At 33.2% G+C, this 13,503-nt stretch carries 9 protein-coding genes; 7 read left to right on the forward strand and 2 right to left on the reverse strand.

Features of this window, described 5'->3' with window-relative positions; translation table 11 throughout:
• Positions 1–8: 8 nt before the first annotated feature.
• Together A3I1_RS0107375 and A3I1_RS0107380 are read right to left on the reverse strand one after the other, a co-directional pair.
• Positions 9–1,292: a hydroxymethylglutaryl-CoA reductase, degradative gene (locus tag A3I1_RS0107375; protein ID WP_018370642.1), complete on the reverse strand. Its 1,284-nt coding sequence runs from the start codon at positions 1,290–1,292 to the stop codon at positions 9–11.
• The gene (locus A3I1_RS0107380) at positions 1,279–2,463 is read right to left on the reverse strand and encodes a hydroxymethylglutaryl-CoA synthase (protein ID WP_026216817.1); all 1,185 of its coding nucleotides are present in this window, start codon (positions 2,461–2,463) and stop codon (positions 1,279–1,281) included. Before A3I1_RS0107380 ends, A3I1_RS0107375 begins: the two co-directional genes overlap by 14 nt.
• 202 nt (positions 2,464–2,665) lie before the next feature.
• Here A3I1_RS0107380 and A3I1_RS0107385 point away from each other — a divergent pair, with 202 nt between their 5' ends.
• From A3I1_RS0107385 to A3I1_RS08060, 7 genes are all read left to right on the forward strand, one after another.
• Positions 2,666–3,580 (forward strand): hypothetical protein, encoded by a 915-nt coding sequence (locus A3I1_RS0107385; RefSeq protein WP_018370644.1) that lies wholly within the window; start codon positions 2,666–2,668, stop codon positions 3,578–3,580.
• A 4-nt stretch (positions 3,581–3,584) separates the two neighbouring features.
• On the forward strand, positions 3,585–4,424 hold the full coding sequence (locus A3I1_RS0107390; RefSeq protein ID WP_018370645.1) for a thymidylate synthase: 840 nt from the start codon (positions 3,585–3,587) through the stop codon (positions 4,422–4,424).
• 79 nt (positions 4,425–4,503) lie between these two features.
• Positions 4,504–5,022, forward strand: coding sequence for a dihydrofolate reductase (locus A3I1_RS0107395; RefSeq protein ID WP_018370646.1), 519 nt, complete (start codon positions 4,504–4,506; stop codon positions 5,020–5,022).
• Complete coding sequence (locus A3I1_RS08545; RefSeq protein ID WP_018370647.1) at positions 5,023–5,193, forward strand: hypothetical protein; 171 nt, start codon at positions 5,023–5,025, stop codon at positions 5,191–5,193.
• 29 nt (positions 5,194–5,222) lie between these two features.
• On the forward strand, positions 5,223–6,455 hold the full coding sequence (clpX, locus tag A3I1_RS0107405) for an ATP-dependent Clp protease ATP-binding subunit ClpX (protein WP_018370648.1): 1,233 nt from the start codon (positions 5,223–5,225) through the stop codon (positions 6,453–6,455).
• Between the two features lie 10 nt (positions 6,456–6,465).
• Positions 6,466–7,056: a ribosome biogenesis GTP-binding protein YihA/YsxC gene (yihA, locus tag A3I1_RS0107410; protein ID WP_018370649.1), complete on the forward strand. Its 591-nt coding sequence runs from the start codon at positions 6,466–6,468 to the stop codon at positions 7,054–7,056.
• A gap of 285 nt (positions 7,057–7,341) precedes the next feature.
• Positions 7,342–13,503 (forward strand): endo-alpha-N-acetylgalactosaminidase family protein (locus A3I1_RS08060; RefSeq protein ID WP_018370650.1); only part of this gene is annotated, 6,162 nt, incomplete at its 3' end.

Genomic DNA, 13,503 nt, shown 5'->3' on the forward strand with positions numbered 1-13,503 from the left:
CTTAATTTTTATTCTAAAGTATTGTTGCGATAATTTTCAAGAATTTTTTCAGCAGTAGAAAGATTCTTGTGTTTTTCCTTTAATAACAAATCTACAATAAAAGGCACTTCATTAGGAAGACAACCGGCAAGAAGTGCAAGAGATCTAGCGTGAAGTTTCATATGACCTTCTTGGATTCCTTCTGTAACCAAAGCTCTTAAAGCTGCAAAATTTTGTGCCAAACCAACAGAAGCTACAATGCTCGCTAGTATTTTAGCATCGGGATTACCTAATATATCAAATGCAACTAACACACTTGGGTTTAAACCAATTGAGCCTCCCTTAGTTGCCAGTGGAAGTGGTAGTGTGATTTCTCCCAATAATTTTTCATTAGCCTCATCTAATCGCCATGTGGTTAACCCCTCATAGCGTCCATTTTTAGAAGCATACGCATGGGCACCAGCTTCAATAGCTCGCCAATCATTGCCAGTAGCGATACAAACGGCATCAATACCATTAAAAATTCCTTTATTATGCGTACTGGCACGATAAGGATCTTTCTTAGCAAAGTTACTCGCAAGAACTATTCTTTCAGAAAATTCTTTTGCTTTTATTTTATCTCGATTTAAAAAACGATAATTTATAGCACATGTTGCAGTTACTAGTGACTCAGTTGCGTAATTTGAAAGAATGGCCATTAAACTCTTGCCATTAGTCAATATTTCTAAATAAGGTTTTAAGGCTTCAGTCATGGTATTGACAATATTTGCCCCCATGGCTTCTTTAGTATCAATCAAAACTTGCACCACTAATAGAGGTGATTCATCTTCAATAAGGTTTGTTTTAATATCAATTGCTCCACCACCTCTTTTAACGATGGAAGGGTGAGCACTATTTGCAATTGCTAATAATTGTTTTTTTTGTTTTTTGATAGCATTAATTGCTTGGTCAATTTGTTTAATATCGTATAAGGCAATTTGTCCAATCATTTGACGATTATGGACAGTAGCTTTAAATCCACCTGAACGCTTAATAATTTTACTAGCAAAAGAACAAGCTGCAACAACCGAAGGTTCTTCTGTTACAAAAGGAACGGTATAATTCTGATGATTAACTTCTATTTCAGGGACAACCGAAAAAGGAAGAGCAAATGTTCCTAGTGTGTTTTCAACTATTTGTGAAGCAATATCTTGTTTTAGTAAAATTTTATTTTCTAAAATATAATAACTCTCTTTTGAAAGTAATGGTTTGATTTGAGAAAGACGTTCCTTTGGATTTTTTTTGGCAAATCCAGCCCAGTTAATTTTTGTCATTTTCTTCTACTTTTACATATTGTCTTTGATGATTTTGAATACTTGAAAGTGCAAATGGCCCAGTTTTATAAGTCTTAAAGCTAGCATTACCTTCATTATCAAATTTTGGTTCTTCAAAAAACATCTCTTCATATTCTTTAACACTTAGTGTGGTTCTTGCTTGTAGTTGTGTCATGCGATTTGTCTGTAAATAATTTTTATAGCCTTCAACAAGATGACCACTAAAAATTTCAGTCACAGCCCCACTACCATAACTAAAGAAAATAATCTTGTCTTTTGCTTTTAGTGTTGGACTATTTTCTAACAGTGATAATAATCCTAGATAAAGTGATCCAGTGTAGATATTTCCAACAACTTTGCTATAAGTAGCAGAATGGAAAAAATTTTCAGTTAAACGTTTTTTAACTTCATTACTAGTTTCTTTGTTAAAAAGTTTGTTCAATCCCTTAAGTGCTAATTTAGGAAATGGTAGGTGGAAACAAAATGCTGCATATTCAGATAAATCTGTATTAAAACGTTTTTGATATTCTTGCCAAGTAATTTTAAGAGTATCAAGATATTGTTTGGTGGAATACATTCCATCAACAAAGGGAATGTTACGATAATTTGGTCGCCAAAAATCCATGACATCTCGAGTATAGGAAACGTTTTTATTATGTAGCACCAAAACATGAGGGTCTTTACTAATTAATAAAGCAATACTCCCAGCTCCTTGTGTAGGTTCTCCAGAAGAATTAATACCATATTTAGCTATATCACTAGCTAAGACTAGCACTTTTGAATTTGGCTGGTTTTCAATGTGAAGTCTAGCGTAATCAAGAGCAGCAGTGGCACTATAGCATGCTTCTTTCATTTCAATACTTCTGACAAAAGGTTGGATATTTAATAAACTATGAACATAAACACTAGCAGCCTTACTTTGATCAATACTAGATTCAGTTGCTAAAATAATCATATCAATAGCCTTTTTATCATCTTCTGTTAAAATTTCACTAGCAGCTGAGCTTGCTAGTGTTACAATATCTTCTGTAATAGGTGAGATACTAAGTGCGTCTAATAAAAGTCCCTCTTTAAATTTTGCAGGGTCTTCATTTCTAGCAACTGCAAGTTCTTTCATTTCTAGCATATAATGACTGGTAGCAAACCCAATCTTATCAATTCCAATGCTTATCATTAAAAGTCATCTCCTCGTTTTTAGACTTAGGAATAATCATAAAACCATTTTATCATATTTTGTTATAAATTGATGATAAGAAATATTGAAGTATCAAATCTTTTTAATGAATAAGATTGTTTGTTGTCCATTTACTTTTTTTCTGATAAAATAGCTATGAAAAATATTAAAATGTCTGTTATAGAAAATAGGAGAACTTATGTCAGTTATAGAAAATATTAAAGATGCAATAGGTTTTCAGTTAGATAAGGAAACTAACACTTTATATGGTGTTAAAGATGGATTTCATTTTGCCATAATTCCAACAGGTGATAATAAGATATATCAATTATTATTTTCTCTTGGAAAAGATCAACAACCTGTAGCTGATGATGACTACAAAGAATTAAAAGCAAGTTCAAAAGTTATTAAACGTTTTAAATCAATAAATTATAAGGTTGTTTTGGATATTAAAACGGGGTTAACTAAAGCTAAAACAGCTGAAAATGCTCAGCAAGCCCTTGAAGAGGCAGTTTCTTTTTTTAAGGAAAAGCAGTATGAAGACGTTGATGAAATGACTGGTGAGATTGGGCGCAACGAAATTTATCTTGTTAGTGGTGCAATTAATTTCTTAACTCCAGAGAGTTATGCAAAGATGACCACAGAACTTAATATTGATCTTCAAAAAGAAGCACAAAAAACCGAAAATGTCATTGCAGGAGTTGTTGGTGCTTTGCTAGGTTCTTTAATTGGTGTTATTGCTATCGTTATCATTGGTCAATTAGGATATGTTTCTATTATTTCTGGTGTCATTATGGGTGTTAGTACCATTTCAGGATATGAATTGCTTGGGAAACGACTTAGTAAAAAGGGGATTGCTATTAGTGTTATTATCATGCTGCTCATGATTTATGTTGCTAATCAAGCTGACCTATCCTTAACAATTGCTAAGTATTATGATTTAAGTTTTTTTGAAGTTTTTTCTACCGTTTTAGCTAAAGGATCTATTGATGATCCTTCTTATTGGGTGAATTTAGGTATGATTTATTTCTTTTCTGTTATTGGCTTTGCCTCAACTCTTTACGGAATTATTAAATCACGTCAAGAAAAATTTACAACTCGTCGTTTAGGATAATATTATGATTAAAGCAGATACTATTTTTAAGAAAAACATAACAAAAATACTTGATGAAGGTGTGTGGAGTGAAAAAGCTCGTCCAAAATACAAGGACGGGAAAACAGCTAACTCTAAATATATTACTGGCAGTTTTGCTGAATATGATCTCTCAAAAGGAGAATTTCCAATTACAACTCTTCGTCCTATTCCAATAAAGTCAGCTATCAAAGAAGTTTTTTGGATCTATCAAGATCAAACCAATGATTTAGAAGTTTTAAATGAAAAATACGGGGTTAAATATTGGAATGATTGGGAAGTTGATAATACAGGTACCATTGGTGAGCGCTATGGTGCCATTGTTAAAAAACATGATTTAATCAATAAAATACTAAAACAATTAGCCGATAATCCTTGGAATCGAAGAAATGTTTTATCATTATGGGACTATGAAGCTTTTGATCAGTCGGGTGGCTTATTGCCTTGTGCCTTTCAAACCATGTTTGATGTGAGACGTGTGGGAAAAACTATCTATTTAGATGCTACCCTAACACAAAGAAGTAATGATATGCTCGTTGCTCATCACATTAATGCCATGCAATATGTTGCACTGCAAATGATGATTGCCAAACATTTTGGTTGGCAAGTAGGAAAATTTTTCTATTTTGTAAACAATCTTCACATCTATGATAATCAATTTGAACAAGCTAAGGAATTACTAAATAGAGAAAGCTCTGACATAAAACCTCGTTTGGTATTAAATGTCCCTGATAAAACCAATTTCTTTGACATCAAACCAGAAGATTTTGAATTAGTTGATTATCATCCAACACAACCACAATTAAGATTCGACTTAGCTATTTGAGGCTAGTCGTTTTTTTCTATGCAATTTTTAGAAAAATTTGTTAGAATGATAGTTACTAATATGAAAAGGTGTCCATCAAATGACAAAAAAAATAATTGCTATTTGGGCAGAAGATGAAAATCATTTAATTGGTAAAAACGGTAAACTACCATGGTATTTACCAAAAGAATTAAATCATTTCAAAGAAGTTACTTTAGGACATACCATTTTGATGGGACGTGTGACTTTTGAAGGGATGAATAAGCGTGTACTTCCAGGAAGAAAAACCATTATTTTAAGTCGAGATGATACCTATAAAGCTGAAGGGGTTATGATTTTATCAAGCATCTCTGACGTTTTAGAGTGGTTTGAAAAACAAGATAATGATTTATATATTGTTGGTGGTGAAACCATCTATAAAGCATTCGATGGTCTTTATCATCGATTGATAAGAACAACAATTCATGGAAAATTTGAAGGAGATGCTTATTTTCCAAAACTGGATTTTTCTCATTTTCATCATACATCAACTAAATCTTATTCTAAAGATGATAAAAATAATTATAGTTTTATAGTTGATCATTTTGAAAAAATGCCCAAAAAGGAGAGTAATGACTAGATGTTAAATAGTATATTTGGAGTCTTTACAGCCTCCTTATTAGTTATCTGTCTTATTTGTGCAGGGATTGTTTATAAAAAGAAGCGTTATGGATTATTAATTTTATTTTTGTTAAATGCCTTATCAAATCTAGTAGCAACCATACAAGCTTTTAATGGGAAATTATTTTAAAAAATAAAGAATTTAAGATTGAGGAAAACATGGCTGAAAAAACAACAGGTGATATCAAAGTATATTGTTCTTTTTGTGGAAAGAATCAAGAGCAGGTAAAAAAAATAATAGCAGGTAATGGTGTTTTTATCTGTAATGAATGTGTTGCATTATCGCAAGAAATTATTCGAGAAGAAATTGCTGAGGAGGTTTTGGCAGATCTTTCAGATATTCCTAAACCTAAAGATCTATTAGAAATTCTAAATCAATATGTGATTGGTCAAGAAAGAGCAAAAAGAGCTTTAGCAGTAGCAGTTTATAATCATTATAAACGAATTAGTTTTGCACAAACACAAGATATAGAGGAAGTTGAATTACAAAAATCTAATATTTTAATGATTGGCCCAACAGGATCCGGTAAAACATTTTTAGCACAAACGTTAGCTAAGAGTCTTAATGTTCCATTTGCGATTGCTGATGCAACTGCTTTAACTGAGGCAGGTTATGTTGGTGAGGATGTTGAAAATATCTTATTAAAACTTATTCAAGCTGCTGATTATAATGTTGAACGTGCTGAACGTGGAATTATCTATGTTGATGAAATTGATAAGATTGCTAAAAAAAGTGAAAATATTTCGATAACAAGAGATGTTTCGGGAGAAGGTGTCCAACAAGCACTTTTGAAAATTATTGAAGGGACAGTTGCTAATGTTCCACCACAAGGTGGTCGTAAACATCCTCAACAAGAAATGATTCAAATTGACACCAAAAATATTTTATTTATTGTTGGTGGTGCTTTTGATGGAATAGAAGAGATTGTCAAACAAAGACTTGGGGAAAAAATTATTGGATTTGGTCAAAATAACAAGAAAATTGATGCTTCTTCATCATATATGCAAGAAATTGTCTCAGAAGACATTCAAAAATTCGGCCTAATTCCTGAATTAATTGGTCGTCTTCCAGTAACAGCTGCACTTGAGCGATTAACTGTTGAAGACTTAGTTTTAATTTTAACAGAACCAAAGAATGCTTTGGTAAAACAGTATCAAACGTTATTATCTTATGATGGAGTATCTCTTGAATTTGAAAAAGAAGCTTTAGAAGAAATTGCTCGAAAGGCAATTCAAAGAAAGACTGGTGCTCGTGGATTAAGATCAATTATTGAAGAAGTTATGCTTGATATCATGTTTGAAATTCCAAGTCAAGAAGATATCTCAACCATACGCATTACTAAAGGTGCTGTAGAAGGACTTGAAGAACCGATTTTAGAAACAGCTTCTTAGGGAGAAAATAATGTTAGAAATAAATACTCATAATGCTTCTATTTTACTAAGTGCAGCTTCTAAAGAACACTATCCAAAAGACAATCTACCAGAGGTGGCACTGGCTGGACGCTCTAATGTTGGAAAATCTAGTTTTATTAATACACTTTTAGGTCGAAAAAATCTTGCGAGAACATCAAGTAAACCTGGAAAAACCCAATTATTAAATTTTTTTAATATTGATAATCAATTGCGTTTTGTTGATGTTCCTGGATATGGTTATGCTAAAGTTTCAAAATCTCAACGTGTCAAATGGGGTAAGATGATTGAAGAATATCTTGTAACAAGAGATAATTTAAAAGTTGTCATCAGTTTAGTAGATTTTAGACATGAGCCGTCAGTTGATGATATTCAAATGTATGAGTTTTTGAAATATTATGAAATTCCAGTAATTATTGTTGCGACAAAAGCTGATAAAGTGGCACGTGGCAAATGGAACAAACATGAATCAATCATAAAAAAATCTTTGAATTTTGATGATTCAGATGATTTTATTGTCTTTTCTTCTGTTGATCGAACAGGTTTTAAGTTATCTTGGGATAAAATCCTAACTTATTTATAACTGTTTTTAGACTTATTAGAGTATTGCTTAATTAATAAAAAACCCTTTACTTTTTGTAGGGTTTTTTTAATGAATAAGGTAGTTTATGAGATAAGAATTCCAAGATTTTATTCTTTTAATAGGTTGATTATTTCATGTGAAATTGTTATACTATAAACTGTTAATATATTAAATTGTATTAAGGGGGAAAGTATCAATAAATAGTTAACATTTCGTTTGACAATGTTTATTTTTATTTTTTAAATGTAATCGCTTACTTTTTGTTATTTAATATAGGAGGATTTAATGAAAAAACACATGTTTGAAAAAAAGTGTAAATATGGAATTCGTAAGTTTTCTTTGGGTGCATTTTCTGTTATGATTGGGCTTTCTTTTTTAGGTATTTCAAATGTTTCTGCTAATACTGTTGAAGATAATGCTGAAACTTCTGCTTTAGCTACAAATACTGAAGAAGTTGGACCTATAGAAGTTACTCCTGATGAAGTTTTACCAATATCAGAAGTAGAAGCTAGTATTGCTGATTTACCTGAAGAAGAAATTCCAGTAGCTAGTGAAGAAGAAAAAATTATGGCCGAAACAAATGAGGCTGACAATCAAGCAGTTGTAGCAGAAGAAGAAACTGATGCAACTAATGAAAATAAGGAATGGAAAACAGTTGAAACAACAGCTAATAAAGGAACTGTTGAAAAAGTTGTTGAACAAGGTGTTCTTTTCAATCGCCTATCATCAACAACAGCAAATAATAATGCTGATAGGGTAGCACTTTTTGAACAAGAAGGTCTTTTAGTAGCAGAAGATGGATCAGCTCAAGTCATTCTTCTTTTCAAAGAGGAGTCTAAGCCAAACGAAGGACGTTTTGGTGTCTTTTTAAAGCACAAAGATGTCAATAATAACATTTTTGTTGGTTATGATAAAGAGGGTTGGTTCTGGGAATACAAGAGCCCAGAAAATAGTCTATGGTATCAAGGTCAAAGAGTAGCAGCTCCTCAAAAGAATAGTTATCATCAACTTAAAGTTAATCTTACTTCTGAAGGTGTTTTAAAAGCTGAATTGATAAATGCTGAAACAGCATCCAAACAAGAACTTTTTTCTGCTTTAACACTTCCAGACCCTGTTAGAGAAAATTTGAAAGATGAGAAACGTATTTTCTTAAAAGCTGGTTCATATAACAATGAATTGACCAAAGTATTAATTGGTGTTAGAGCTGCTACTCAAGAGGAGATAGATGATAGCGAATCATCAAATACAACACCTCCAAAAGAACAAGAAGAAGTTGATGCAGAATGGAAAACAGTTGATACAGCTGCAAACCAAGGAACTGTAAAGGTTGTTGAAGAAGCAGGAGTTCGATATAATGAGCTTGCTTCAACAACTAGAAATAACAATGTTGCAAATGTGGCCTTATTTGAAAAAAATGGATTAAATGTTGACGATTCTGGCAATGCTTCTGTTTCAATTAATTTTAAAGAAAAATCACAAACTAATGAGGGACGTTTTGGTGTCTACCTTAAACATAAAGATGAAAATAATCATATATTTGTTGGATATGATGCACAAGGTTGGTTCTGGGAATATAAAGTTGGTGGTCAGGGAGATTATCTTAAAAATCGTATAGCTGCTCCTGTACATGATAGTATTAATGATTTAGTTGTTACTTTAAAATCAGACGGACAATTAAATGCAACAAATAATGGTGAAAAATTATTTGACACACTTACCTTACAAAAATCTGTAATGGATGGATTAGACAGCAAGAAAATTTTACTTAAAGCAGGAACTTATGATACACAATTAACAAAAGTTTTAATTAAATCTGATAATCAATCTGGTGTTAATCAAGATACTCCTGATTCACCAGATGCTGGCAGTGAAGCTAATGATCAAAATGTTGTTTATGAAACTATTAGTTCTGGTCGACTAGATGCACTTATTGACACTGCTTTTCCTAGAGTAAAAGAGTACACACTTAATGGTCATAAATTGACAGGTCAAGTACAATCAATTAATCAAATTGCAGTTAATGGCCATACCCTCACACCCACTGTAACTTATCAAAAAATTGATAATAGTACTGTAGAATATACTTTAAAACTTCGTAGTGAGGAACATTTTATCAATGCTGATATGACTGTTCGTTTGAAAGTTGTTGATAATCAACTTCATTTTGATGTGACTAACATTACAAATCATTATGAAGTAGTACCTGGTCAACAAATTGATGATTCTAGAAAATTATTATCTTCTATTGATTTTCTTGGTAATACTCTAGTCTCAGTTTCTAGCCAAGAAGCAGGAGCTAAGTTTGATGGATCATTCATGTCAAACAATACTCATGTTGTTGGTGATGTTCACTTAAATGTTACAAATCCAATGAATAATCTTAACAGACAAGGATATATGTATGGCTTTGTTTCAAGTGATAAATTAGCTGCTGGAGTTTGGAGTAATTCTCAATACAGTTATGGTGGTGGTCAAGGGGACTTTACTCGTCTTACTGCTGAAAAACAAACAGTAGGAGGTGCTAATTTCGTTGGGATTAAGAGTTCACCATGGGATTACCAAAAAGCATATAACGGTCTAGTTTATCCTGAATATACTTTAATGCTACCAAGTGCCAAAGTTGTTATTACCGAGGATGCTAACGAAGATGGCATTGTAGATTGGCAAGATAGCGCAATTGAATATCGTAACATTATGAATAATCCTAAAGGATGGGAAAAAGTTAAAGATATTACTGCTTATCGTATTGCAATGAACTTTGGTTCGCAAGCTCAAAATCCTTTCTTAATGACTTTAGATGGAATTAAGAAAATTGCTCTTCATACTGACGGTTTAGGTCAAGGTATCCTTCTTAAGGGTTATGGTAGCGAAGGACATGATTCAGGTCACCTAAACTATGCCGATATTGGAAAACGTATTGGTGGTACTAAAGACTTTAAGACTCTTATAGCAAAAGCACAAGAATATGGTGCTAAACTTGGTATTCATGTTAATGCTTCAGAAACTTATCCAGAATCTAAATATTTCAATGAAAATATTCTTAGAAAGAATTCCGATGGTAGCTATAGTTATGGTTGGAACTGGATTGATCAAGGAATCAACATTGATGCGGCTTATGATTTGGCTCATGGACGTTTGAAACGTTGGGAAGACTTGAAAGCTGAATTGGGTGAAGGACTAGATTTTATTTATGTTGATGTATGGGGCAATGGACAATCTGGAGATAATGGTGCTTGGGCAACTAGAGTCCTTGCTGAGGAAATTATCAGACAAGGTTGGCGTTTTGCGATTGAATGGGGTCATGGAGGTGAATATGACTCAACCTTCCAACATTGGGCTGCTGATTTAACTTATGGTGGTTATACCAATAAGGGTATTAACAGCAATATTGTTCGTTTTATCCGTAATCATCAAAAAGATTCATGGGTTGGTGATTATCCAAGTTATGGTGGGGCAGCTAATTACCCATTACTTGGCGGCTACAGTATGAAAGACTTTGAAGGTTGGCAAGGACGTAGTGACTATAATGGTTATGTCACAAATCTCTTTGAGCATGATGTGATGACAAAATACATCCAACACTTTAAAGTGATTAGCTGGAAGAATGGTACACCTGTAACAATGTCTGACAACGGACAAACTTACAGTTGGACACCTGAAATGGAAATTAAATTAAAAGATGACAAAGGTAATCTTCTTGTTTTAGAACGTAAATCTAACGACGTTACCAGTCCACTTTATCGTCAACGTAAAGTGACATTAAATGGCCGTATCATTCAAGATGGTTCTGCTTACTTAGCACCTTGGAACTGGGATGCTAACGGTAATGACCTTTCTACAGATCAGGAGAAAATGTATTACTTTAATACAGAGACTGGTGCAACAACATGGACCTTACCTAATACTTGGTCAGGTGATAAAGTTTACCTCTACAAATTAACTGATCTTGGTAAAGTTGAAGAACAAGAAATTGCTGTTGTCAATGGTACCATTACACTTGATTTAGAGTCAACGCAACCATATGTTTTATATCGTACACCTCAAACCAATAAAGAAATGTCTTGGAGTGATGGTATGCACATTTATGACCAAGGCTTTAATAGTGGTAGTCTTACTCATTGGACTATTGAAGGTGATGAAACAAAAGCTCAAATTGTTAAATCTCAAGGTGCTAATGATATGCTGCGTATTGAGAACAATGAAGAAAAAATTAGCTTAACACAAACTTTAACTGATCTAAAACCAAATACTAAATATGCGGTTTATGTCGGGATTGATAACAGAAGTGATGCCAAAGCAAGTATTACTGTTAATACTGGTGAAAAAGAAATTACCAATTTTACCAATAAATCAATTGCTAAAAACTATGTTAAAGCTTATGCCCACAATACTAATAGTCAAAATGCAACTATTAATAATACAAGCTACTTCCAAAACATGTATGTTTTCTTTACTACAGGAAGTGATGCCTCTAAGGTTACTTTAACACTTAGTCGTGATGCAGGTACTGAAGCTAGTTACTTTGATGAAATTAGGATCTTTGAAAATGAATCCTCTATGTACGGTGATGCCCATGATACTGCTATAGGCATTTTCAAACAAGATTTTGAAAATGTAGGGCAGGGGATCTTCCCGTTTGTTATTGGTGATGTTGAAAATGTCGAGGATAATCGTACTCACTTATCTGAAAAACATGAGCCTTACACACAACGTGGATGGAATGGGAAAAAAGTATCTGATGTTATTGAGGGAGATTGGTCTCTTAAGACTAATGGTCTTGTGACAAGACAAGCTCTTCTTTATCAAACAGTGCCTCAAAATTTCCGCTTTGAAGCAGGTAAAACTTATCGTGTTACCTTTGATTATGAAGCAGGTTCAAATAACACTTATGCTTTTGCTATTGGTAAAGGTGAGCCAGCAAGATTAGCCAATGGTCGTTGGTCTAGAGACATGAGTAACGTTACTTTGCACGATCTTCCAAACAGTTGGGAAAATTCTGAAAATGCTAAGAGAATTAGTTATCTTGTTACTGGTGATGAATCTGGTCAAACATGGATTGGTATCTATTCAACTGCTAATCCAAGTGATACCAAGGGTGATTCAGGAGGAAATGCTAACTTTAGAGGATACAATGACTTTATCATGGATAGGCTTCAAATTGAAGAAATAATCGTAACTGGTAAGATTTTAGTTGAGGAACATCTTAAAAATAGTCTTCCAATTTTATCACAAACTTTATATACCCAAGAGTCATTAAATCGTGTTAAAGAAAGTCTCTTCCCATTACTTGCTGCTGATGATGCCATTAGTGTAGATGATGCTTATCATCTGATTAATAATGTTGAAGTGGCTAAACAAAATTTAACTTTAAAACAAATTACTTTAGTTGCGTCTGACTTTGAATCCTTAGAAGCGCCAAGTCAACCAGGTGAGGAACTTGATAAAGCTCTCGATGGTAATCTTTCAACATTATGGCATACTCCTTGGAGTGGTGGTCATGTTGGTCAACCAGCAACAATGATTCTTAAAACACCAAAAGAAATTAGAGGATTTAGATATGTTCCTCGTGGTTCTGGACAAAATGGGATTATTCGTGATTTAACATTGGTGGTTACTAATGCTGATGGTCAAGAAGAGATCTTTACTGCAAGTAACTGGGCGTCAGATTCTAGAGCTAAAGTTATTGATTTTGGTAAAATAATAAATGCTAAGAAGATTGTCTTGACTGGAACTGCTTCACATGGAGATGGTGGAAATAAATTCTTATCTGCAGCTGAATTACAATTTTTACGTCCTTTGGTTGATGAAGCTGCTTTAGATATCCAACCATTAGTTGTCGCAAAAGAACGTATAGCAGACGCTCGATTTGATTCGTTTAGAAGCCTTATTGACAAAACTGTTACAATTGCTAATCTTGCTGTTGAAAATAACATCATGACTAGTGATATATTAGAATCTTTTGTTGTTTACTTAAATAATCTAAACCTTGAAGAAGAAAAAACAGAAACATTCAATTATAAGCGTTTAGTAGCAGTCAACCCAACTGATCCTAATAATAAAGAAGTTGTTGCAGAAATTGCATTAACTAATGCTTTAACGCATTCATTAGAAGAAGGCCAAATAAAAGAGGAAAATCCTGAAACTAAAGTACCAAACACTGCTCCAACAGCTGAAGATAAACCATCTGTCGAGTTTAGTAATGGTAGTGGTGTGGTAAATGATCTACCAGAACTCTCTCTTTCAAGCCAAAAACGTGAACTAAAAGATGAAGTGTCAGGCATTATGATTCAACTAGAAGCTGGTGAGAGAACAGATATTTCTGATATCAGTGTTGGACACAAAGAAACCCAAGATCCAAATACACCAAATGTCCTTAAAGATCAAGATTATGACCTCTTTGATATCTCACTAGTAGATGCTAAAGGTGAGGCAGTTAGTCCACTTAAA

The organism is Streptococcus marimammalium DSM 18627, assembly GCF_000380045.1.
Taxonomy (GTDB): domain Bacteria; phylum Bacillota; class Bacilli; order Lactobacillales; family Streptococcaceae; genus Streptococcus; species Streptococcus marimammalium.